General features: G+C 34.0%; 20 protein-coding genes and 1 tRNA gene. 11 read left to right on the top strand and 10 right to left on the bottom strand.

From position 1 onward, the window contains the following. The first annotated feature begins 305 nt into the window (after positions 1-305). On the top strand, positions 306-1,145 hold the full coding sequence (locus tag QW128_06005; GenBank protein ID MEM3833129.1) for a helix-turn-helix domain-containing protein: 840 nt from the start codon (positions 306-308) through the stop codon (positions 1,143-1,145). A gap of 402 nt (positions 1,146-1,547) precedes the next feature. Beyond that, positions 1,548-2,777 carry an aminotransferase class I/II-fold pyridoxal phosphate-dependent enzyme gene (locus QW128_06000; protein ID MEM3833128.1) on the top strand — a complete coding sequence of 410 codons (1,230 nt, stop codon included), beginning with the start codon at positions 1,548-1,550 and terminating at the stop codon, positions 2,775-2,777. A gap of 624 nt (positions 2,778-3,401) precedes the next feature. Here the strand turns inward: QW128_06000 and rgy are convergent. The 4 genes from rgy to hxlA are packed head-to-tail and all read right to left on the bottom strand — an operon-like array spanning position 3,402 to position 8,945. After that, complete coding sequence (rgy, locus tag QW128_05995) at positions 3,402-6,785, bottom strand: reverse gyrase (protein MEM3833127.1); 3,384 nt, start codon at positions 6,783-6,785, stop codon at positions 3,402-3,404. A 51-nt stretch (positions 6,786-6,836) separates the two neighbouring features. Next, positions 6,837-7,442, bottom strand: coding sequence for a DedA family protein (locus QW128_05990; protein ID MEM3833126.1), 606 nt, complete (start codon positions 7,440-7,442; stop codon positions 6,837-6,839). Positions 7,443-7,472: 30 nt separating this feature from the next. Next, positions 7,473-8,237, bottom strand: a complete 765-nt coding sequence (locus tag QW128_05985; GenBank protein MEM3833125.1) for a DUF72 domain-containing protein — start codon at positions 8,235-8,237, stop codon at positions 7,473-7,475. Between the two features lie 39 nt (positions 8,238-8,276). Continuing rightward, a complete protein-coding gene (gene hxlA, locus QW128_05980; protein ID MEM3833124.1) occupies positions 8,277-8,945 on the bottom strand; it encodes a 3-hexulose-6-phosphate synthase in 669 nt (222 codons plus the stop codon). A 72-nt stretch (positions 8,946-9,017) separates the two neighbouring features. Between hxlA and QW128_05975 the strand changes: the two genes are divergently transcribed. Next, positions 9,018-10,280: a transglutaminase-like domain-containing protein gene (locus QW128_05975; GenBank protein MEM3833123.1), complete on the top strand. Its 1,263-nt coding sequence runs from the start codon at positions 9,018-9,020 to the stop codon at positions 10,278-10,280. 59 nt (positions 10,281-10,339) lie between these two features. Here the strand turns inward: QW128_05975 and speD are convergent, their stop codons facing one another. Continuing rightward, a complete protein-coding gene (gene speD / locus QW128_05970; GenBank protein MEM3833122.1) occupies positions 10,340-10,738 on the bottom strand; it encodes an adenosylmethionine decarboxylase in 399 nt (132 codons plus the stop codon). A gap of 529 nt (positions 10,739-11,267) precedes the next feature. Between speD and QW128_05965 the strand changes: the two genes are divergently transcribed. Beyond that, a tRNA-Thr gene (locus QW128_05965) sits at positions 11,268-11,344 on the top strand. Between the two features lie 83 nt (positions 11,345-11,427). Then, positions 11,428-14,514, top strand: coding sequence for a hypothetical protein (locus tag QW128_05960; protein ID MEM3833121.1), 3,087 nt, complete (start codon positions 11,428-11,430; stop codon positions 14,512-14,514). Between the two features lie 47 nt (positions 14,515-14,561). Here QW128_05960 and QW128_05955 read toward each other — a convergent pair whose 3' ends face one another. Then, positions 14,562-15,101 (bottom strand): stage II sporulation protein M, encoded by a 540-nt coding sequence (locus tag QW128_05955; GenBank protein MEM3833120.1) that lies wholly within the window; start codon positions 15,099-15,101, stop codon positions 14,562-14,564. 507 nt (positions 15,102-15,608) lie between these two features. Between QW128_05955 and QW128_05950 the strand changes: the two genes are divergently transcribed. Together QW128_05950 and QW128_05945 are read left to right on the top strand one after the other, a co-directional pair. Beyond that, a complete protein-coding gene (locus QW128_05950) occupies positions 15,609-15,740 on the top strand; it encodes a hypothetical protein (protein ID MEM3833119.1) in 132 nt (43 codons plus the stop codon). Positions 15,741-16,049: 309 nt separating this feature from the next. Then, positions 16,050-16,484 carry a bis(5'-nucleosyl)-tetraphosphatase gene (locus tag QW128_05945; GenBank protein ID MEM3833118.1) on the top strand — a complete coding sequence of 145 codons (435 nt, stop codon included), beginning with the start codon at positions 16,050-16,052 and terminating at the stop codon, positions 16,482-16,484. Between the two features lie 4 nt (positions 16,485-16,488). Here the strand turns inward: QW128_05945 and QW128_05940 are convergent, their stop codons facing one another. The 3 genes from QW128_05940 to QW128_05930 are packed head-to-tail and all read right to left on the bottom strand — an operon-like array spanning position 16,489 to position 18,894. Continuing rightward, positions 16,489-17,229, bottom strand: a complete 741-nt coding sequence (locus tag QW128_05940; GenBank protein ID MEM3833117.1) for an energy-coupling factor transporter transmembrane component T — start codon at positions 17,227-17,229, stop codon at positions 16,489-16,491. Next, entirely contained in the window at positions 17,216-18,067 is an 852-nt protein-coding gene (locus tag QW128_05935) for an ABC transporter ATP-binding protein (protein ID MEM3833116.1), read from the bottom strand. Before QW128_05935 ends, QW128_05940 begins: the two co-directional genes overlap by 14 nt. Then, positions 18,037-18,894, bottom strand: coding sequence for an ABC transporter ATP-binding protein (locus QW128_05930; GenBank protein MEM3833115.1), 858 nt, complete (start codon positions 18,892-18,894; stop codon positions 18,037-18,039). Before QW128_05930 ends, QW128_05935 begins: the two co-directional genes overlap by 31 nt. Before the next feature lie 337 nt (positions 18,895-19,231). Between QW128_05930 and surE the strand changes: the two genes are divergently transcribed. Beyond that, entirely contained in the window at positions 19,232-20,035 is an 804-nt protein-coding gene (gene surE, locus QW128_05925; protein ID MEM3833114.1) for a 5'/3'-nucleotidase SurE, read from the top strand. 104 nt (positions 20,036-20,139) lie between these two features. Further along, entirely contained in the window at positions 20,140-20,391 is a 252-nt protein-coding gene (locus QW128_05920; GenBank protein ID MEM3833113.1) for an Lrp/AsnC ligand binding domain-containing protein, read from the top strand. A gap of 105 nt (positions 20,392-20,496) precedes the next feature. Here QW128_05920 and QW128_05915 read toward each other — a convergent pair whose 3' ends face one another. Beyond that, a complete protein-coding gene (locus QW128_05915) occupies positions 20,497-20,883 on the bottom strand; it encodes a ribbon-helix-helix protein, CopG family (protein ID MEM3833112.1) in 387 nt (128 codons plus the stop codon). Positions 20,884-21,062: 179 nt separating this feature from the next. Between QW128_05915 and QW128_05910 the strand changes: the two genes are divergently transcribed. Together QW128_05910 and QW128_05905 are read left to right on the top strand one after the other, a co-directional pair. Then, entirely contained in the window at positions 21,063-22,835 is a 1,773-nt protein-coding gene (locus QW128_05910; GenBank protein ID MEM3833111.1) for an FAD-dependent oxidoreductase, read from the top strand. Further along, complete coding sequence (locus tag QW128_05905) at positions 22,832-23,971, top strand: FAD-binding oxidoreductase (protein ID MEM3833110.1); 1,140 nt, start codon at positions 22,832-22,834, stop codon at positions 23,969-23,971. The genes QW128_05910 and QW128_05905 overlap by 4 nt, the downstream gene beginning before the upstream one ends. Position 23,972 lies beyond the last annotated feature (1 nt).

Raw genomic sequence — 23,972 nt, 5'->3', positions numbered from 1 at the left:
AAAAATGAATGGTATTAATAGGTTTAGACATAATTTATTAGCAGTCACTATCAAGCGGACTGTATGGCCATAATAGGAACTGTTTTGACAGTGCCCAAACTCGGTACAATGAAACCTAAGGTAGAGGAACTGAAAATTCTCCTAATCCTAATCAAGAAGTGTATCAGAATCAAAGATATTACCGTTCATGCAAGAAGGGATCAAATGTTAAATAGGAAGCTTCACAAAAGATTGTTTAAATTTTGTTATAAAGTAATTTTATTATAGCAAAAACCTTTAATATACCAGTATATTATTTAAATACGATGAATGTTACAAAAATCAGATTAGATGAAACAAAAAATCAGTTAATGAGCTTATTAAATCTTACAGAGTATGAAGCTAAAGCATACTTAACACTATTGCAGCATGGGGCGCTCACAATTGGAGAGCTAAGCAAACGAAGTAATATACCAAGACCAAAATGTTATAGTGTTATACGCAGTCTCGCATCTAAAGGTATATGCAATATCGTGCCAAGCAAACCGATGAAATGTCAACCCTTAGATCCTAAAAGCGTGATAAACATGATGATCCATGTTACTGAAAATGAAATTTCTCAAAAAATTAATAACCTTAAAACATTAGGTGAGGTACTTACAAGAATTACATCAGAAAGTGAAATAGGCACATTAAGAATGAAACCTATATTAACCATTATAGAAGGGAACGATAATATAATTAAAAACTTAAAAGCCGATATAGCATTAGCATCTAATGAAATACTAATAGCAATAAGTAATACCCCAATAAGCTTTAACTGGACGTTAATATTTGAAGATACTATTAAAGCTATATCAAAAGGTGCGCACTTTAAATACATTATGCCTTATTCAGAATTCTTTTCAAAAAATGTTGAACTTATAATGGGAATGCTGCCAAGTAGTTTAAAAGATAAAGTAGAAAATTGGTTGAAAGAAGGTAGAGTACAACTGAGACGTTCATCACGCGTTCATCAGGCATTTGCAATCATTGATGAAAAAATTGGCTATATCTTCTTTACTGAACCACAAAAAAATGAAATACTATTTTCCCTAAGATTTAACGATGAACGTTTCGGCAAGTACATGAAAACATATTATGAACTTTTATGGGAAGTACATTAAGATAGACCAATAATAAAAATTCTACTCCAAACACAAAAACATTACAAGAAAACTCAACAAAGAAGTCTAGAACTTTAGTTCTGGTATGAATCGCTAAAAAGTCTAAATACTAAAATTTAATTTTAAGCGAATCGCTGGTGATCTAGAAGACTTCTAGACTGAAGATAATGCAATGAATATGTAGCGAGCTATAAGTTTGTCTCTATAGTAGGGAGAGCTAGTAGAGTTATATGCTCTGGTCTTGACACAGCCCAGAACTCATTACAATGAACCAAGAACTGGAGAACAGGGGATCCCCTGTATCTAGATGTGGAAAGTGTCAATTCTTATTCATCTCCTTAGATAAGGAATGAAGAACAGATTTAATACTATGTTATTTTTTATCTTGTATGGTGTTATGTTATGCCTATTTTATCAACACTTACTGATAGGATACAGCCTTCACCAATACGTAAGGTTCTTAAGATTATTGCTGATGCGAGAGCTGCTGGAATTGATCTCATACAATTTTCTGCTGGGCAACCAAGTTTACCGCCTGATCGTGAAATTCTAGAATATGTGGCAGAATTTATGTTGAAGAATCCACAGAGGGCTAGTGAATATACACCAACTTCTGGTATTTATGAGTTAAGAAGAATGATTTCTGATGATTTAAAAAGATATGGCAATTTGGATGTTGATCCTGAAACAGAAATAACAGTAACTGATGGCGGGTCTGAAGGTATTTTGTTGGCGTATATGGCCACTCTTCAACAAGGTGATGAGATAATATTGTTTGATCCCACCTATGTAAGTTATCCTAATGCTGCTATAATGGTTGGTGCTAAACCTGTCTACTTACCGTTATACGTGGAAGATGATTATCAACCTGATGTTGATAAGCTTAATGAATTAATTAATCCTAAAACTAAGGCTATCATGATAACCTCTCCTGATAATCCAACTGGACGGATTATCGATGAGAAAAGAATGAGAGCAATCGTTGATTTGGCCGTTGATCATGACTTATGGTTAATAGTTGATGATGCTTACAAACACTTAATATATGAAGGTCAACATGTATGGGTTGCTCGATTACCTAACGCGTGGGAGAGGACCATAGTTCTTAATACGTTTTCAAAAGATCCCGCCATGACTGGTTGGAGATTAGGTTATGCTTACGGTCCTAAGGAGGCGATTTCTGCTATAATAAAGTTTAAGCAATATACAACACTTTGTTCAAGTACAATAGCACAGATAGCTGCTATGAAGTATCTTCAACCGGAAGTAAAAGAACGTGTATTAAGAAAAACTATACCACTGTATAAAGAACGTAGGGATACCATGTATGATGCAGTAAGAAAGTTCTTGCCAGAGGCTAAGACAATAAAATCTCCAGGCGCTATGTACCTCTTTGTTGATATTAGAGTATATCTTAAGAGACTTAACATGAGCGATGAGCAATTTGCAGAAAATCTATTAAACTTAGGTAAAGTCGCATTGATACCCGGCAGTGGATTCGGGAAATACGGTTCAGGGCATCTTAGAATGACTTTCGTTACTGAAAGTGTTGAACGTATTAACAAAGGCGTTGAAATAATAAGTAACGTAATCAACAGACTAGAAAGGTCGCTAGTAGTATCTACCAAGTAACGATTGATATTTATATAGATGGGTGTCCAGAAGACCTAGAGTCTTTGCTGGGATGAGTGAGCAAAGTTTAAACATGACAATTCAGATGTAATTCCATCCGCACCGGGAACATCCAAAATTTAGTGAACTAACAGAGCGAAAAACATAGCCCATAGGTTAATGAGCTCTATGGGATGGTAGAGCTGTGAGCTACGCAAACCAACAAATGAGAGAATTAGCATGAAGCATATCCTAAATGTGAACTACCCCTCGCTATTGCAAGGGGCTTCCAGCGTTTGCCTGGAGCTTTACGCTTCCAGTCGCATCTGCTGGTTTGCGGGGCTCACAGCTCCGCCATCCCATGCCTCTCATTAAGGCATGGGCTATGCTTATAGCCCTGTTCAAATCTCGGTTAGGAAACATTCCTAAACTTAAGTGCTACTCTGAGTTATTTAGGTTTAACGCAATTCATCCCCACCCTTGCGGATGGGGTCTTCTTGCAAGTTGTGATAAAATAAAATAATAAGCATTATAAGTGAAAATTCTTTGTACAATTTTAGTTTTTGATCTGTAAAGTGGAATCACAAAAGTTAAGAGTGGAACAGTTAATGTTCATGATTTATTCTCATTCTATACCGGAATTGTTTATTGTGCGAATTCTATTTTTTCATGTCTTAGTATGTCCTCTTTTTCTACTATGGTTTGAATTTCTTGGTAGAATGTGCTGACGACATCTAGGAATGGTAGCGTGCCATTTTCTACCATGTCCATTGCTTCTAGTACTTTTCGTGTTCTGTCTTCATCAACTAATGTGCGGAATTTCTCAATGAGGAATTTGAAGACTCGCTCTCCGAGTTTTAGGCTTATCAGTTGTCCTGTTTTTACTTTGTATATATATCCTCTTTCTTTTAACTTTTCTATTGTAATGGCGTAAGTGCTTGGACGTCCTATTCTTTTTTCTTTCATTAATCGAATTAAATCTGCTTCGTTGTATAAGCTTTTTTCACCGACTATTCTCTTTTTAATATCTACTATTAAGTATTCTGTGTTTTCTCTAAGTTGTATAAAGTTCATATCGCTCAGACGTATTGGGTTTATTAAGTCAAAACCATGTTTTACTACGTTTATAGCGAATTTGAATTCATGCATTGTGTCAAGGATTTCTATGACTAATGTGATGTATCTTACTAATGCTGATAATGCTTGGCTTGCTATGAATCTGCGGAAGATTAAATTATAAAGGTCTATGTGTCGTTTGCTTATAGGTATTTGTACAGGTATTAATTTGCTTTTAACCATGAGCTCAAGTTCATCAGCGCTTAATGGTCTGGTTGGTCTGATGCATTCGTGAGCTCCTTCGGAACTCCAAGGTCTGCCGACGTAAAGTTCTGCTTTGTTAATTTTCGTAAGGTATTGTTTTGCTATGTTCATTCCTACAGCGCTTACTGTTGTCGCTTCTGTTCTATGGTATGTTATGAAACCGACTTCAAATAAGTCTTGAGCTAGTCTCATAATTTCTTCTGAGGTGGTTTTTAGTTCTCGTGTGGCATCTGTTAACATTGAATCTGTAGTATATGGTGGTGGTGGGTTAATTTCTTTATCCTCAACTTTTATTGATATGACTTTAATTTTTCCTTTATCCTTCAATTTTTTGGCTGATCCTCTAGACATTCTTATAGATGGTAATGTAAGATTGTTTTCGAGTTTAAGTGTGAGGAGTTCTACTTTATGTTTTTTATTATCTTCTGTACGTTCCACTATCCAACCAAGTACGGGTGTTTGTACTCTGCCTGCGCTGAGCCATCGTTTCTTAAATTCTCTTTGCACTATCAGTGAAAGTGGTAGTCCAATCCATGCATCCTCTATGCGTCTTAGTATCTGTGCTTGTAAGAGGTTTATATCAAAATCTTCGGGGTTATTTAATGCTTCTTCGATTGCCCTACGTGTTATTTCATGATACTTTATTCGTTTTACATTGCTATTATATGGTGTTATCATGGATCTGATATCCCATGCGATTTTTTCTCCTTCGGCATCAGGATCAGTTGCTACCAGTACTTTATCAACATCTTGAGCTAATTTTCGTAATGCTTCAGAAACACCTTCTTTCGTTTGTTTGAAATATACTGTAAGATTTCCGTTGTCATAAATCGCTCCAAAGCTTTTTTCTTCAATGTTAAGATCAAAGAAGTGCCCTCTTGTTGCAGTTACTATGATAAGTTTATCTGGTGTCATTACTTCATAAGTTATTAGTGAATTTACCGTTCTTTTCATAGGTTTTCCAAAGAAGTGTGAGATTGTTTTCGATTTTGTGGGCGATTCGACAACTAATAATATTGACTCCATTTCTATTCTTGCACCGGCTTTAAGCACTCTTGTTTCATCTATTTCTTTGATTATTTGTTGAAGGTCAGTCTCATCTATTGATTTGAAGTGTATATCTAGGATGTCTAACTGTTCTCGTAGTAATTCAAAGCTTCTTTTCTCATCAATGATTAATATTGATAAGCCTTTTGTCATTCCTTTTATGGTTAATCTGCTACTTCTACCTGATGCTTGAACATAAGTTAAGGAATCAGGAAAAACTAATTGGTTATTTACTATGCCGGCTTTTTGTCGGACCTCAGGATTAGCTGTTACTTCATTATAAAATCTTAGTGCTTCTGTCATTACGTTTTTGGCATAATTTAAAAAGCTACTTTTCTCTTTTTCTTCCTCTTTTTTTATTTTATCAAGTTCTGTGCGGGAGATATTAATTATTTTTCTTAATTTATCCATGATTTGTCCACATTTTATCTTATCACTATTTTCCAAGTATTTTGCTATTGTACCAAGTACTACTAGCATTCTGGCTGGTGTGAATTCTTCCAAACTTACTTTGATAGTATATTTTGGTACACCAAAAAATATAACATATCTTACTGCTTCTGGCAAGTCAATACCCCTAACTAGTGAAGATCTTAGTGTCGCGGTACCTACTAAAGTGTCTAGTTCACCCCCCTCAAACATTCTAAAGAGCTTTTTTGATGCCTTCACGTAGGCAGCCGATCTTATACCATTATTACTTAAAAATTCTGATATTTTTATTACGTTCTCTGAACCTTGTGCAAAAATTAATGCCCCTTTTCCAAGTTTTTTAACTAAGGCGAGTAGTGTATCATACATGGATTTCTCTGGTATCACGTACACATCTTCTACATTTCTCGTACCTATTACTTTCATGCCGATGTCGAATCCTACTAGTTCGCTTAATAGTTTGACTCTTTTAGTTCTTCTTACTGACTGTGTTGCTCCTGATACTATGATTTGTTTTCCTTCAAGTCTGACACTTTTTTGCAGTTGAAGTATTTCTTCATAGTGATTTCTTTTAGCTTTTGATCTTAGTCTAATAATTTCTTCGGCTGTTTTGATCTTATAAGAATCGACATCAAGCATATTAAACGCTACATCAATAGCTTTTGATTTTCTTAGAAAACCATCCACATCATCAACGAATATTATGTCAACTTTAACATTATTAAATAAATTGCGATTTCTAACTAATGATGCTGATGTTGTGACAATTATGTCAGCACTTTGTAAATCATCTAGTGTCGGTTTGTTTGAAAGTGTATGAAAACCTACGATACTGCTATTATAAATGTTCATAGATTTTAACTTTGTTTCTATTTGGTATGCCAAAGTAGCTGTTGGCACCAATATTAGTGATTTTTTATTATATTTTTTATTACTGTATAATGCTAATAGCATGGCTGTTGTTGTTTTACCGCTACCTGTTGGTGATATCATAGCAAAACTCTCACCTCTAAGGAATCTTCTGATCCACATTCGTTGCGCGCCCCATGGCGTCACGTTCCATGGAGAGAATACTTCATTTACATCAATTCTACCTTTTATGCTTTGATGTAACATGCAACCTCTTCCCATCAGTAGATTATACATACTAACATCATTGTTGCATCCAATTTCTGGACAGGAATTCTTGTAGATCACTTGCAGGCCGACGAGGCTTTGCATAATCCTAGCCATAATTTTTATTATCTGACTAAAATATAAATTAAACGTAGTTTATAATAATTATCAATGTTTGTTTCTAATGAACATAATAGTTATCAGTACAATTAAAGCTAATATTCCCATGATGTCAATATAAACTGAATAATTGAGTATCGTCATCCAATGTACACCTAGAATGTATCCAAAATATGTTAAAATAATATTCCAGGGTATAGAACCAATTACTGTAAATGCTACAAACTTAATAATATCCATTCTAAAAATCCCAGCAGGTAATGAGATTACTGTTCGTACAGCAGGCAGCATTCTTCCAATCAAAATTGTTATTTCTCCTTTCTTCTGAAACCATTCTTCGGCATTACGTAATTCTCTTTCACTTATTAATAAATATTTACTATATTTTATTATTAAAGGTCTACCACCAAGTGCTCCTATATAATAAAGAATTGTTGATCCTAATAAATTACCAAATGTTGCCACAATTACAGATTGCCAAAAAAATAACCATGAACCTTTGCTCCAAGATACAAATCCAGCAAAGGGCATTATTACTTCACTGGGTAATGGTACAAGAGCGCTCTCTAAAGTCATGGTTATCATTATTCCTAGTAAACCGTAAGTTTCAATGAATGATATTATTATACTTGCAAGCCATAACACTAGCGACATTTCTCTCTTCTAATTTTGTTATTTTATATATTAAAGTTTTTGCTTCTCTATCATTAATAAAAGTCTCTGAGCATCATTTACCATTTCAAAATTATTAAACATTACATATATCTCAGATTTGTTCCTGCTAATTTGTTCATTTATGATCATGATTAGTCTTACTAAATCATCATCTGAATACTTGTATCTATAATTATATTCTGTTCCACCTATTCCATGTAATCTAAAGTAAACGTAAGGTAAATTCGAAAGTGGCATCATTCTAAATGGGTCAACAACATGAACTAAATTTAGTTCTTCACAAAGTTTCATTATAGTGGTTGGTTGAGTTCTCCACTCACCTCTAGGCTCCCATCCTATAATTATGTCATCTCTATTTATTGAAGAAAAGAAATCTTTCATGTTTTTTATGTTGATCTCACTTGGACTAAATGATGGTGGTGTTTGTATTATTATAAACTTAGATTTTAAAGCTTTAGCTATATTCGTAATTTCTTTCCATGAACTAAAGTTCTTTTCTGTAGGTTTTAATGATCCCATAGTTGAATCTGGTTTAACTCTTGAACGTCTCCATGTAGGGCTATTAGGTGAGTGTGAAATACCTTGCCATGCCTTTATCGTGAATTCAAAATTAGCATTAATAGATAATGCCTCATTTGACCACTTTTTTACGGTTTCAATTTTCGGTAGGTTATAGAATGTAGATTGTACTTCTACGACATTAAACGTTAATGCATACTTCTTTAAACCTCCTTTTCCATATCCACAGCATCCAATTTTTATTATAGATGTCATAAGAAACACAATTTATTGACTACTTCTATATTAAGAAAGTTATGTAAAGCTTGTTATTATATTTTTTATTTCTTGTGTAACTTTTTTAGGATCAGGAGCATTAGTTATTGCTGAACCTACTATTATAATTTTTGCTCCAGCCTCTATAAGATCTTTAACCATGTCAGGTTTTATACCACCTGCTACGCATAAAGGTATTGAAACGCTGCGTGATATTAATCTTATTTCGTTTATTAATTCTTTAACAGTAATTCCTCTAGCTTTTTGAACATCTACACCTGTATGAACACATACCATATCCACACCTAGTGATTCAAGCTCTATAGCACGTTTTACTGGATCTTTTATAGCAATCAGATCTGCACTTACACTTATACCACGCATTTTTGCTTCAGAAATTACATCTCTTATGGTTGAGTCGTCTGCAACACCTAGAACTGTAACAATGTCAGCTCCAGATTCTGCTGCTAGTCTAGCTTCTACGCGTCCAGCATCAATGATTTTCATATCCGCTGCTATCTGTGTCCGTGGGAATGCATGACGTAATCGTCTAATGCTCTCAATACCAACACTTTTAATAAGTGGAGTACCAACTTCAAGTATATCACAACCACCCTCAACAACCATCTCACTAATTCTAATCGCATCATCTAGATTAGTGAAATCTAAAGCAACTTGAAGCTTTGGTTTTAAAATTAAGAACGCCATATCTCTCACCACTATAATTATTTATGTTCTTTTAGATAACGTTATCTAAAAGAAAAAATAAATACACCATGTATGCAGGTCCTGGAGAGAATATGTGGAATAATTCTTATCATGTTAATAGTACTATCTTATACATCATTACTCAATACATCACCATTAAAATATTATAGAGTCAACATTAATGTTTATGCTATCTTTCCAAGTAATTCTTTCCAATCTTGGTTAATAAACCCTATAATATCTTTTCAGAATATCTCTAATGAATATTTTTCTCAATCTGTTTATATTGATTGGTTTGTTCTCAACATTAATGGAAAGACGTTTAACGATTATATTTTAACCAGTGATAAAGATAACAATACACTAATTAGTGTGAATCAGATACCAGAAAAAATAAATTCAACAGTGTACATGGTATTCAATGTTTCTTATCTTATCTTTATTACACATAAGAAGGTTCCTGATCTAAGCATGTCTGAAGCTGGAGGTTTAGAGGATATTCCTAAACAATTAATAAACAGTGTTTACTTGGGATCTAACGATGCTTGGTTGAATGATAGTAATGTGAAAATGTTAGCTCTTTCTATGCTAAACAAAAGTAATGTATTAGATACAGTCCTTAAGTACTCATCATGGATTGATGAAAACATACTTTATCCTGTTAGTCCACCGCACTTGGAACCATGGAATTCTGCATCAGTTTTAAAATATAAAGAAGGAGATTGTGATGATAGATCAATCCTTCTCATTAGCATGTTAAGATCTGTAGGCATTCCAGCTTATTTGCAGATAGGTTCTATATACATGAATGGCAATAACAGTACTGAGAATTTTAATAGCCTGTATTATGAACTGATTAACACTGGTTGGCATGGTTGGGCCATGGTATATATACCACCATGGGGATTTTTACCAGTAGATTTAACATATTTTAAAGATGCTTCAGTGAATTATGTGAAGATTAATAATTCTACATACTTAAAAATTACAACAAAAAACCCATTAAATCACATCATAGGTTCAGCATTATTAACTAATACAGTATTCGTGACCAGTTCAATAATTATTTCAGATTATGTAAAACCTAGCTACGAATGGTTTAAGACAATCCTGAACAACAATATCGAATGGAGAGAAAAAGATGAGACATATCAAGTATTAAGTAAATATGAATCACAATCATCTATCACGGAAAACAATGAAACTCTCAATTCACAGATGATTTCTGCACGAAATTTAAATATGATTACAGTCTTGTCATTAACATTCCTTGTTGTATTCGTTTCTATTTTCATTTATATCAGAAAAAGATTTTATATGCATATGAGAAAATGATCTTAATAGTTACAAATAGATGAATAACGGAGGACACCCCATTAGCCGAGCCGTAAAATCTATTTTATTATTATTCCACGTTTAAGTTCTAAGGCGGTCACTTGTTTAGCCTTCAGTTCCGTTACTATGATCCTGTATGCGTTCCATGGATCTGCATCATTACCGCAAACATATATGTCAACTGCTGCATAACCGTGCTCTGGCCATGTATGGATTGATAAATGCGATTCAGCCACAATTACCATACCACTAACACCATGTGGGTTAAATCTGTGAAAGTATGCTTTTACAACATGCATTTTTGCTTCCTTCGCTGCTTTTACGAATATTTCTCTAATTCTATCGACGTCCGTAAGAATTTGTTCATCACAGTTAAATAGCTCGGCTATGAGGTGCCTCCCGACCGTACTTTTTATGTTTTCTTGTTCTCTGACGTCAAGTATCTCTAGCCCCACCATTTCTACGAAAAGCAAATATCTTAAAGCAAAATATAAGTATAACTCTACAAAAAAATAAGTACCAACAAAAATATTTCAAATTGATAAAACTATTTTTAAAATATACAGGTTCAAAATTTTTAGGAAAACTATCCACGCATCTTCAGTACCCATTTTTATTTTATAATATAGTGATTTTGTTGAATTTTTGTTTATAAAATATCATAAGAATACCATTAATATTCTCTACAGCTAAAACCAGAAGTTTCTCAGTTTTCAGCCCCTCTTAGAATTTCATCCTACCGAGATTTGAGCTATGTCAATGCACTCCTGGTATGAAGACAGTCTCACAGTCAGTTTGCATATTGCTGCACTATCTTCAGTCGCTACATAATTTATAAATTAAGAAGCACAAGTGTCTTACTAGGACTTACAATCTACACACTAATACTCTCACTCTGGGTAGGATACATCCTATGGTACATCTTCTTTATCATGTTCTTTTTAAACGAAAACTTAAAATTTATCTAAATTTCTTTTATCATTAGGAGCCTCGGTAGCTCAGCCTGGTGGAGCGCCGCACTGGTAATGCGGAGGACCCGGGTTCAAAGCCCGGCCGAGGCTCCATTTTTACAGCGAAATTTAAGATAATAATTCGAAACTTTAATTAGATAATTAATACTTTTGTATTTCAGTAAAAGGTGAGTCTATTGCATAAAATTATTGAAGAGAGCCTCATGAATGTATTAGAGATGGGAAGACATGCTAGGATGAAGGGAGTTGATCCTGAAACAAAGCCAGAAGTGATTACGGTTCATAATCGTGCTGAATTAATGCAGGAGATGATGCCAGAACTTAAGAATTTTGGATTGCAAGCTGATGAACTTATTTCATCTTTAGGTCCAGAGGTTGCAGCTTTTAAAGTTGCTGAAGAAACAATGTTAGGTAAGTTTGGTAGTTTTCCTGATGATAAATCAATACTCTTGGCTATCCGTGCAGGTCTTGTTACTATAAACCAGGGTCATGATGATGGAGGTATTTACTCTATTTCCGATGTAAAAATTGTTTTTCAACCTCAAAAATCTTTACTACTTAATTATAATTCTGCTGTTTTTAGAGTTAAATCCTCTAATTTGGCTTTTTCGGTGATGATAGCAGACTATGTCCGTCGTAGTGCGCATTTAAATGAATACAGATTTAATGTTGAGGAATTTAACAGCTTTTATAATGAGAGGGAGAAGGATAGAAGTTCGTTTCATGTGATAAGGGAGATAATTTCTCATCTTCAAGTAGGTGTTTCTAGTGATGAAGGATTTGGTGTTGTTTCTCGAGTTTTGTTAAGTATTGCTGCGCATAAAAATAGTCTAATTCGATTATCAAGAATGCTGAATCTTGAAGGATGGTCATGGCTTGAAAATTTAAGCTTTAAAAGGCCTTTTCAATATATAAAAATGCCTATTTCTCAACATGGTAAAGGTGGATTTAAAATACGTTATGGAAGAGCATATAATACTGGGTTTGGTGCAGTTGGTATTCATCCAGCAACAATGTTTTTGCTTAATGGTCTCATAAGAACTGGTTCAGTTTTAAAACTAGATAATGCTCCATGGCACGCCCTTGTCATTCCTGTAGATAATATTGATGGGCCAATCGTTGAACTGAGAGATGGTAGTATCGTAAAAATAGAAAATTTTGAGGATGCATTAAGAATAAATGAAAAAGTATCTAAAATACTTCATCTAGGTGATATCTTGATTTCTTATAATGATCTGGTGCGCTCTAATGCTAAGCTGAAGAGGGCTGGTTTCTGTAATGAATGGTGGCAATTATTGTTTCTAAGGAAAATAAGAGAGAAGGCTAATCTTAATTTAATAAAAAAAGATATGAATCTTGATGATAAGAGTATAGAAGACATACTTAAGGGAAAAATATTACCCAGTGACATACAAGCTGTTAATTTTTCAAAAAAAATAGGAATACCTCTTCATCCTAAATATGTGTTTAATTGGGATGCGTTATCTGTTAGTGATTATTTGCAATTAAGAAAGATATTACAGGCATCACGATTTACTTTTCAGGATAGTAAGTTGCTTATAAGATATAATTCGGAAATTAAAAGATTATTTAAAAAGTTGTTAGTACCCCATATTGTTTCAAGTGGTTTCTTAGAGGTTAATGAAGGACGAGCATTACTTTCATGCCTTGGTTTTGATACTAATATCACTTATGAAGCAATTAAGTGGATGAATGTTAATGATATAATATTTCTTGTTTCAGGAATTATCCTCATACCTAAGTATGTAAATAACGTGAATGCATCTTTAATCATTAAAAAACAGAGGAAAAGCAGGATTGTTCACACTATTATACCATTTAATGTTGATGATCTGGCTACGATTAATGAAAAAAGCGTTAATGCATTACTATCTATTAGAATCTGTAAAAACTGTAATAATGTAACATATAAATATCAATGTCCTACGTGTGGATCACGAACAATTAAAGGTTATTATTGTCCGAGATGTAAAATATTTATAGATTCTGCGATATGTCCTAAATGCAATTTAAAGGCAGACATCTATAACGTCTTCTCTATTAGTATTGAAGAATATAGGAATGCTATAAAAAAAATAGGTTTAGGATCTCCAAGTACATTGAGGCCAGTAAAAGATGGTGGAGGTTATGAAATAATTGAAAAAGGAATATTGCGTTCACTAAACAATGTGTCAGTGAGCAGCGATGGGATAATAAAAATAAGGATAACCAATGCTCCGCTTACACATTTTAGGCCAAAAGATATAAGTGCTAGTGTTCAGAGATTGAAATCGTTGGGGTATAATTATGATGCTGATGGAAATGAACTGGTTAATGAAAATCAGGTTATAAGATTATTTCCGTACGATGTAATACTACCAAAGCATGTTGGAGAGCTGCTTCTAAATGTAGCTAAGTTTGTAGATTCTGAATTACAAAATATATACAAGTTACCGTTATTCTATTACGCATCAGATTTATATGAACTTATAGGACATTTAATCATAGGGTTTGCTCCTAACTCACGTGTAGGTGTTATTGGTCGTATAATTGGATTTAGCGAGTCCGATGTATTGTATGCACATCCATCATGGCATGCGTCAAAAGGTAGATTATGTAACGGACAGGAAGATTACATCGCATTAGCACTTGATTTGATTCTTAACTATTCATCAAAATACTTAGGGTATGAACATTATCCATTTATAATAAATATGCATATTGATGAAATTAAGCTAGTAGATGAGCCATTAACGATTTATGACACATCATGGATTGGCGAGAAAGCATCCTCAGTAAACATTAATGAAGAAGCTATTTATAATAATTTAATGTTTTACCCAGAATTTTTAATCAATCCAGTACAACAATATTCTCGAGATCTGTTAAATAACTTGGAACTTTATTTGAATATAATATCAAAGCTTGAATACATTGACACTGAAAAAAGCTTAATTATTATTTCTGCTCAACTTATTCCTATCTTCAAGAAAAAATTGTTAAGGTATTTGACATCAGGATTTGTCTGCACAAAGTGCGGAATGATTTATAAAAGACCCCCACTCAATGGTTTGTGCATTAAATGCAATTCTCCACTGAAGACGGTAGAGGATTCAAAGGAACTCACTAAATACATAATTATTTTTGATAAAATATCAACAATAATTAGAAAACAACCAAATATAATACAAAACATTGCTAACACTATTCGTGATATAATTAAGGAAATAGAGATTGAAGAGAAACTCGATCGTTTCTTTTAAGCTATTACTTTTTTTTCACCGTGAGCAAAGAATAGAAAAGAATCTCTTTAAGTGATTAGATTGTATTCTATTATTGCACCGATTAAAAGAAACGCAGCAACTATTCCTATTATGATGATTGTTATAAATAGTTCTGTAAGCACTATCCCGTATTTTCTGGTTTTTAGCGCTTTTACTATGGAATAGACAAATATTAGGCTTTGAACTGCTGCAAAACCATATGATATGTATTCAAACCAAAAATGCGGAAAGAACATAGTGAGGAGAAAAAGTCTTCCTCCTAAGTTACTTCCGTACTTCACAATACTTATAGCAGCGAACGCTTGACCAGTATTATATGCTATTACCATTGCGAGAAAGATTCCGATGAGAGGTATTATCATTAGTGTGGATAAGAGGAAATTATTTTTAAAAATGTCCAATGGCCCATTAATGCCTTGAATTGTTCTATTTAGATCATTATACATGTTTTGCGCATCACTCACACTAATGTATCCCACAGATCCAAAAAATGTAACACCAATCAAAAGAATAATACCTATTATTCCAATTATAATTCTTATGTAAAACGGTAGCGCACTTTCCATTTTCAAGTTTTACACCTAAGATAACATATACTTCTCAATATTTATTTTTAAGCAGTAGCTATCTTACATATAATTCGACAAGAAAGCCTAGAACTTTGTTTCTGGGATGTCGATAGGTCTAAATTATGTTGAATGGTATTATTCTTGAGCGTGTTGCTCGAATGAGGCTCGGATGTCCAAAGGCTGCTCTGCGCTGAAGTTGGGGAGGAGGTTCGGACGAGTGAGGATGAGGCTATATGTTCATGCCAGGGGCTGGTTTGGCACAGCCCAGAACTCGGTACGATGAAAGCTGTTGAAAGCCTAAGGAACCGAGAATCTCCCGGCTTCAGCCGTGGAGAGTGTCAAGCCAACATTCCTCCCTCATTTTATGGGAGGCTTTCGAGGTGAATGGCTTTAGCCGTGGAGAGACTCACGCACCAACTTCTTAGATGTAGCGTTCTCTAATGCCTTAAAAAACAGTTTCAAAATAGATAGACTTAAATAGAGATAAGCCATAATATCTTCTTGATGGAGAAGCTTTACACTCTCAAAGAGGCTAAGAGGCAGTGTTTAGCTGTCTTTGTCAGTATTTTCAGAGCAGATAGGTTTAAATATGGTTTGCTCATACGTTTTAATGTCCCCTCTGCTCTGGAAGCATGACTTCCCATGGGGATGGGTGGGCTGGGGTTGACCTTCGGATGTGGGGATGTCGGGTTCACCCCGAAAGTCCTCGATGAGCTAATCGAGAGGGAAGAGTTGAGTAGAGGTGATAAAACACTATGAATCTCTACTTAACTCAGAACCCCGAAAGCTATCCATGAAGCTCTAACTGAGATGGAATGAATAACAATAAAACGTTAAACCATCCGACAATAGTAGAGAGATATTAGACTACAAGTAGAACTGTTTTGTTACTATTATTTGTTTGAATCTTTGTTTAAAATTAAATATTACTTAAGTAGTATAAATATGGGAGAAGAATTGCTTGAGGAAATATCTGCCGGAGTTGTAGTGTTTAGAAAAGAAAATTCTACTAGGAAGTATCTATTGCTTAATTATCCGGCTGGGCACTGGGATTTTCCTAAAGGAGGGATTGACAGTAATGAAACACCTAAAGAGACAGCTATACGTGAGGTTAGGGAAGAGACTGGAATTACTGATCTAAAATTTGTTACTGGATTTGAGGAAAGAGTGAGTTATTTTTATAGAAAGCATGGTAAAACTGTTCATAAAGAGGTCATATATTTTCTTGCTGAAACGAAACAGGAGGTTGTAAGCTTATCATGGGAGCACATGGGATATGTTTGGCTGATTTTTAATGATGCATATAAAAAACTTACTTTTAAAACATCAAAAGATATACTAAAGAAAGCAGAAAACTATCTTCTTACAATATTAATATAGTTTTTTATAATATATTAATGTTTAATGCATAGGTTATATAAAATATTAGTAAGGTGGTTATAGTTATTGTTATCATTCCCATGTAATCTAATGTTTTTAGTTTTACTTCATAAAGACTTGTTGGGTTTTTTGTTGCTCCAAATGCTCTGGACTCCATTGTTTCAGCAACTGATCTTGCTCTTCTTATTGCATTTACTATGAGGGGAATAAATATTGGTATATAATTGCGTACTCGTTTTATTGGATTTCCCTTCTCTGTCTCTAAACCTCTTGCTCGTTGCGCATCGATTACAGCTTGTATATCCTTAAGCATTGTAGGAATAAATCGTAAAGCCATAGTGAATGCCAATACAAAATCATAAGGTAATCCTAACTTATAAAGTGCGTACGCTAGATCTTCAGGTGATGTGGTGCGTAAAAATACCATGAAAATGTTTACTAACGCTAAAAGTCTGAGTACCATTGATAATGAATAATAGACATTCATAGTAAACAGCATATTAAATCCAAATACCATTATTATTAATATTATGAGTCCCCTTAGTGATTTTAGCCATAATTTCATCATTCGCGCTAGAATAATTGGTATTATTGTCAAAACAAAGATAAACAGCGTATAACCGAATTCTGGCTTTAATAACGTCAGGATGCTGAAAAGTATTGCGTATAACATTTTAGTATATGGTGTAAATCTATGAACTATTGTAGAACCCTTTCTGAATTCTAATACTTCACTTGGTATCATCATTTTTCACCATTTTTAAGAATGCCTCAACAAATTCATTAACTTTTATAATGTTGTGTGGAAAGTAATTGTTGTATTTACTGAATAGCCATGAAAGATAACCTACTTGATTAGACAACAAGTGTGCCGCCTCTAAAAGTGACAAGTTCGGGAGTATATCTCTTGCATGTCCATCCGCTAGAATCTTGCCTTTAGATAATAAGATAACTCTAGGTTCTATATCAGCAACGAAATCCATATCGTGTGTTATGATTATTATTGTCTTACCTTTACTGGCAAAGGCTCTTATCAGCTCTATAATCTTATTTTTTTGAATTTGATCTTGCCCTATTGTAGGTTCATCTAGTATTAATATTTCTGGGTCATAACATACTACTGAGGCTATCGCAACTCTTTTCCTCTCTCCACCACTAAGTGCCAACGGTGAGACTTTCTCATATTTAAGAAGATCAAACATCTCTAACGTTTTCTTCACTTTTTTCTTAATTTCATCTTCAGGGAAATCAAAATTTTTTAGGGCAAAAGCAACCTCATCCCATACCGTTTCTGCAAACAACTGGTAGTCAGGATTTTGAAAAACAAAACCTACTTTTTTAGCTAGCGTGGCTACTGTAGTTTTTCTTGTATCAATACCAAAAACTTCGACAGTGCCTCTTGTGGGTTTAAGTAATCCTATGAAATGTTTAGCTAAAGTTGTTTTTCCTGCACCGTTTTCGCCAATCAGTGCAACAATCTCACCTTTAAGAATAGTGAGATTTATGTCTTTTAAAGCATTAACTCCATTAGGATATGTAAACCACAAATTATTCACACGTATTGCTTCAGATATATTCTCCACTTTTCAAAAGCCTCCTCAGCTGAGATTGGTGGTATATCACTAAGATTAACCTGTGATTTCAAAGTTTTCCAAATTTCAACAACTTTAGGGATACTTATACCTGCGCTCCAAGCAATATCTGATTTAAGAATTTCCTTCGGTGGACCAGACGCTATAATACTGCCTGATTTCATTATAAATATTAAATCAGCATGTTTAGAGAGTAAATCTAACCGATGTTCAGAAACTACTATTGTTAGTCTTAATTTTCGTCTGAGTTGTTCAAGAAGTTCAACAATGTTTTTAGCGCTCATTGGATCAAGGTTGCTTAAAGGCTCATCAAGCACTAAAATTTTTGGTTGCATTGCTATTGCTGCTGCTATCGCAACTTTCTGCTGTTCACCACCACTAAGTTCATGCGGAGCCTTCTCCCGCAAACGTTCTATACCAACAACATTCAATGCCCAGTCGACCCTCTCTTTAATCTCTTCTTTTCTAAATCCTAGATTCTCAAGTCCAAACGCTATATCTCTTTCTACACTTAACGTTAAAAGCTGATTCTCAGGATCTTGAAACACCATTCCAACATATTTTGCAAGCTCAAATGTTCTGTGTTCCTTTACACTTAATCCGTATATCTTCACATCACCCTTTAGATCACCAGGATAAAAATTTGGTATTAACCCATTAAACGTTCGAAGGAGCGTTGTCTTACCGCAACCACTAGGTCCAGTAATAAGTACAAACTGGCCTTCCATAATATTCATATTAATATTGACCAGTGCAGGATAATCAGACCCCGAATACGTAAAACTTAAATCTTTCACAGATATAGCAGGCTCTATCATTCTGTATTACCTCTATAAGTTACGATACGCTATTATTTAACGTGAACTACATTATTTAACGTGAACTACAAAATTTTTGGTAAGAAAACATTATGGCTGACTACACACTTCTTGTTTCCAAGATGGAACGAAATGAATTGGAAGTCTAAAAAGACAATGAACAACAGATCAATGAGTATCTTAGGAGCAAGCATCTCCCGTTTTAATCGTGGAGAGTGTTAATTCACAGTAAATGTAGCAAAACAATGATAATCTCATAGAGAATGATTACACCAAATTAGTGTAAAGTATTTTAGTCTCATAATTTTTGTAGATTCGAGGAGGTGTAATAAGAATAATGGTGAACATACTAGTCACTAATGATGATGGAATATATAGTCCAGGATTAGCATTACTCTACAATGCAGTGCATGATTTAGGCAGCGCTGTAATAATGGCACCAGAAACTCCAAAATCTGCCAGCGGATTAGGATTAACATTACATAAGCCTCTTAGAGCAAAAAGAATGATAGTTAATAATCTAGAATTATATGCGATTAACGGTACCCCAAGTGATGTGGTTCATGTAGCATTTCATACGTTGGACAAAATAGATATTGTAGTGTCAGGAATAAACATAGGAGATAATACAAGCATACAGGTTATTTTATCATCCGGAACAGTAGGCGCGGCCGCACAAGCAGCTATTCTAGGAATACCAGCGATTGCATTCTCTGCGTCAATATTGGATGAAAATGAACTCATTTCTAATCAAGAACTATCTGCAATGATAATGAGAGTTTCAAAAGAAATTACTCAATATGTCATTGAACATGGATTACCAAAAGAAGTTTGGCTTTTGAATGTAAACTTTCCAAACAAAGTACATCCAAAAATGCGTGCTAAAGTAGTACCGGCGGCAAAAATTAGATTCGCAGAATACATTGATAAACGTTTAGACCCACGAAAGCAAGAATATTATTGGATATACGGAGAACCAATAGATCCACCAAAAGATACTGATGTGTATGCGATAACAGTTGAAAAGAATATAGCAATAACACCACTTACATTCGATCTCAATGCAAAAATTACTGGAACCGTAGAAAGTATAACAGAACACATTAATGAGATTCTTAGATCTGAGAAAGTGACAACTTAAAAATTCCAATGAACTTTATTCGATTTTTAAACTGTTCATTAATTAATGTAAATAGGACAATAACTTAATAGGAAGATTTAAATTTTACTAAAATTAAAACTATTGTGGTGGGAATATCCGTGGTTGAGGCCTTAGTATTTATAACTGTAGAACCTAATAAGATCGATAAGGTTGGTGTAGATATAAAAAAGTTTCCGAATGTAAAAGAAGTCCTTGCAGTTACTGGAGAATTCGATATAATAGCTAGAATTGAAGCAAAAGATTTTTCAGAACTTTCAAAAACCATTAAGGAACAAATATTATCAATACCAGGAGTAGTGAAAACTGCTACGTCCGTAATAATTGAAAAATACTAGATCATAATGAAATTGCTCGAAACTAATAACCCCAAAACCATGTGTATTTATTTTTGCAACAAAAGTTTTATTCTTTAGAACCGAAGACATTAATATAAGTTATGATTATATTTTCCTGACAGATATGCCTATATGTTCGATACCCTTAACACTATTTAGATTCGATAAAAACTTGCGAATTTCATCAGAAGACCCATAAAGCGTATAGACCTGAATACAAAGACCTGACTGCAGTGCTAACCCTTGCTCGGCTAGTACTATATTTTTATTCATAACTTTCAACATGGCAAGTTTCTGGTAATCTATCTCATCACATTTATATGTTGCTTGGACAGTCCCTAAATAAGTTCCTGATTCAATCTTATCCCAACCTATTGTCGATAGATGATATTCGATTGATTTTCTCACGAAATCTGACCTATTTCTAAACCCTTTTTCTTCGATGGCTTTATCGATTTTTTCCACTATGCTTTTCGGAAGCGACAAACTCACAATCACCATGTTATATCAGAAATAACATATGAAATCTGTTTAATAAAGTTATTCATATTATGAAAAGAAAAAATTTTAGATATTAATGATTACATAAACTTATTAATCATGAAACATTCAGTTAACATAAATATTCATCTTTATATCTTTATTAGCAATTAATAATGTTGGTGCATTTAATGAGCGATGTGTCTATTAAGGTCAATAATAAAATAATGAAAGTTCAGGAAAACGTGCCTCTTGGAGTTGCACTTCACAAAGCAGGTATAACTTATTATGAAAGTTCTTTTAAATTTAATAGACCTAGAGGCTCTCTCAGTTTTGAATGGTGGAGCCCTGAAAGAATATATGTAGAAGGTTATGGTCCCGTTAATCATTATTTGATGAAAACAAAAAACGGCTTATCAATAAAAATTGAAAAGAAAAGACTTCAAAAATTATTCATGGAAGTAATGTCACCATACTTAAAAGTTGGATTTCAACATAATAGATTCTTTAGAAATAAAGTTAGTTGGAGCGTCACATGGAAACTCATGAAACATTTTTTACCGAATCCACGCATGCCTGAACGTATAAAGGATATAAAAAACCTAAATCCAATTATTATTGAAACAGACGTAATAGTGATCGGTAGTGGTATAGGTGGTTTGTCTGCAGCCTTAAGTGCACGTTCTCTTGGTGCCAAAGTAGTAATATTAGAAGGCGATAACATACTAGGAGGACATTTAGGTTATGACCACGCTATTATTGAAAAACTTAACAAGACAGGCTCTGAAATAATTCAAGATTTATTGCAAGAAGCTGAGAGGTCTAAAATTAATATTATTAAAGGAACAGCGTTGACAGCCATATTAGATGATGCATGGATAGGTATTCAATTCGATGAACCGAGTGGAACACCAGTATTAGTTAAATCAAAAAGCATTGTAATAGCTAGTGGCGCACGAGAAATATTGACAATATTTGGTAATAATGACTTACCAGGTATTATTTTAGGTTCATCAGCGTTGAAGCTTCTCAACGTTTACAAAACAAGTATAGGAAGGAATATAAGTGTGATTGGGTCAAACAATTGGGCTGCAAGAATTGCACTACAATTTTCTATGCAAGGTTTAAACACAACACTCATAAGCACCACTGATAATATAAGTGAGTTTTATAAAAAACAAATCACTAGCTCTGGAGTTCGTTATATAAAAGGATATAGAGTACTTGAGGCAGTCGGAACCAAGCATGTAACAGGTATACGCATAACTAATAGTAAGGATACTTTTAATATAGACGCAGATGCAGTAATACTCGCATCGATGCGCAGCCCAGCAATAGAATTACCTAGCCAAATGGGAGTACCATTAGGTTTTCATATTAAGTTAGGAGGTTTTGTGCCTATTCATGGATGGAGCGGAGAAACAATAATACATAATGTTTTTATTGCTGGAGAGTTAGGAGGGGTCATTGATGAACCAGCATTAATACCTTTCAGTAAAGCCGCAGGTTTAAATGCTGCTTTTGTTTCCGGAATAAAGGTATCCGAAAAATATTTAGAAACATTTATAGATGAAGGTAAACACATGTTATCACCTGAACACTACTCTGCATTAGAGGAATTAGTAAAAAGTTTTGAACATAATGAAATTTTAAGTGTAAACGGTAGTGATACAGATGTTTTACAAAATACGTTGCATAAAAGAAGTTTCCTTTGTCCTTGTATAGATATAACGACAGATGATGTGAAAAACGTAATAAAAAAGTTCGGTTGGTTTGACATGGAGAAGATTAAGAGATATAGCGGATTAGGAACTGGAAAATGTCAAGGCAAGTACTGTTCTCTTGCATCAACGTTGTACATCTCTACCATAAGTAATGTAAATCCAATTCAAGTAGGAATGTTTAAGCTAAGACCCCCAACAACACCTATTCCTCTTTCGGTGATAGGAGGTTTTGAACAGTGAAAACTGATGTAATAATTATTGGCGGAGGTATTATGGGTTTAGCCACGGCATATCATTTAGCCAAATTAGGTTTAAAGGGGATAGTTTTTGAACAAGGGTATGTGGGATATGGGTCCAGTACACGCAATGCATCACACTTTAGAGTACACTTTTGGTCACCCGAAAACACGAAATTTGCAATAGAAGGAAGACGTAGAATATTAAAGTTAGCAACGGAGTTAAGTTGGAATCCATTACCAATAATTGGAGGTTACTTATGGTTAATCTATGACGAAAAAATATTAAGACAGTTTAAAGAAGGTAACAAAATATGGAGTTCTCTTGGAGTACCAGGTGTTTTCATGAGTAGAGAACAAGTGAGTGAAAAATATGAATATTTAAATGTTGATAAGCTAATTGCTGCATTTTATGGGCCTCAAAATGGTAAAATACACCATGATTTTGTAACATATGGATATTATGAAGCATTATTAAAGCTTGGGTTTAAAGTTTTTGAACATAAAAAAGTTTCATCAATAGTAGTTTCAAGCAATGCAGTTCAAGGAGTGAAAGTAGATGATTCGTTTATAGAAGCTGATAAAGTAGTTGTGTGTGCAGGAGCTTGGAGTAATGAAATATTATCAACAATAAACATTAAACTTCCGTTAATACCAGAAAGAAGGGAAATAGGTGTCACTGAACCATTCAAAATCATAATAGATCCATTAATAATTAATACTAAGAGTGGTGTATACGTTGGACAATCAATCAGAGGTGAAATAATGGGAAGTATAGATTACCCAGATGTTAAGGGATTAACAACACTTAGCAACACATTACAATGGATGTCACGCTATGCAAAAACTCTCATAGAAATCATTCCATCGTTAAAACATGCAAAGCTCATGAGGATATGGTCAGGTTATTATGAGACAACGCCTGATCACAGTCACATACTTGGTAGTGATCCTGAGTGGCCCAAAGGCTTGTACATAGGTACAGGTTTTAGTGGGCACGGATTCATGATGGCTCCATTTGCAGGAGAAGTATTAGCTGAATATATAGTTAATGAAAAAATACACCCACTCATGGAACCATATTTACCAACACGATTTAGAGAAGAAAAACTAATAAAAGAAACAATGATTATAGGTTAGT

Source organism: Thermoprotei archaeon (assembly GCA_038881895.1).
Lineage (GTDB): Archaea > Thermoproteota > Thermoprotei > Gearchaeales > WAQG01 > JAVZOV01.
The sequence above is the reverse complement of the archived record's forward strand: the minus strand, read 5'-3'. Positions and strand labels throughout refer to the sequence as shown.

What these genes read in the sequence shown, in the direction of transcription:
- hxlA (MEM3833124.1), bottom strand. Translation starts at nt 8,945, where the DNA reads ATGGCGTTCTTAATTTTAAAACCAAAGCTTCAAGTTGCTTTAGATTTC.
- QW128_05930 (MEM3833115.1), bottom strand. Translation starts at nt 18,894, where the DNA reads ATGATAGAGCCTGCTATATCTGTGAAAGATTTAAGTTTTACGTATTCG.
- speD (MEM3833122.1), bottom strand. Translation starts at nt 10,738, where the DNA reads ATGGTGGGGCTAGAGATACTTGACGTCAGAGAACAAGAAAACATAAAA.
- surE (MEM3833114.1), top strand. Translation starts at nt 19,232, where the DNA reads ATGGTGAACATACTAGTCACTAATGATGATGGAATATATAGTCCAGGA.
- QW128_05955 (MEM3833120.1), bottom strand. Translation starts at nt 15,101, where the DNA reads ATGGAAAGTGCGCTACCGTTTTACATAAGAATTATAATTGGAATAATA.
- rgy (MEM3833127.1), bottom strand. Translation starts at nt 6,785, where the DNA reads ATGGCTAGGATTATGCAAAGCCTCGTCGGCCTGCAAGTGATCTACAAG.
- QW128_05985 (MEM3833125.1), bottom strand. Translation starts at nt 8,237, where the DNA reads ATGACATCTATAATAAAAATTGGATGCTGTGGATATGGAAAAGGAGGT.
- QW128_05945 (MEM3833118.1), top strand. Translation starts at nt 16,050, where the DNA reads ATGGGAGAAGAATTGCTTGAGGAAATATCTGCCGGAGTTGTAGTGTTT.
- QW128_06000 (MEM3833128.1), top strand. Translation starts at nt 1,548, where the DNA reads ATGCCTATTTTATCAACACTTACTGATAGGATACAGCCTTCACCAATA.
- QW128_06005 (MEM3833129.1), top strand. Translation starts at nt 306, where the DNA reads ATGAATGTTACAAAAATCAGATTAGATGAAACAAAAAATCAGTTAATG.
- QW128_05990 (MEM3833126.1), bottom strand. Translation starts at nt 7,442, where the DNA reads ATGTCGCTAGTGTTATGGCTTGCAAGTATAATAATATCATTCATTGAA.
- QW128_05975 (MEM3833123.1), top strand. Translation starts at nt 9,018, where the DNA reads ATGCAGGTCCTGGAGAGAATATGTGGAATAATTCTTATCATGTTAATA.
- QW128_05940 (MEM3833117.1), bottom strand. Translation starts at nt 17,229, where the DNA reads ATGATACCAAGTGAAGTATTAGAATTCAGAAAGGGTTCTACAATAGTT.
- QW128_05910 (MEM3833111.1), top strand. Translation starts at nt 21,063, where the DNA reads ATGAGCGATGTGTCTATTAAGGTCAATAATAAAATAATGAAAGTTCAG.
- QW128_05950 (MEM3833119.1), top strand. Translation starts at nt 15,609, where the DNA reads ATGGAGAAGCTTTACACTCTCAAAGAGGCTAAGAGGCAGTGTTTAGCT.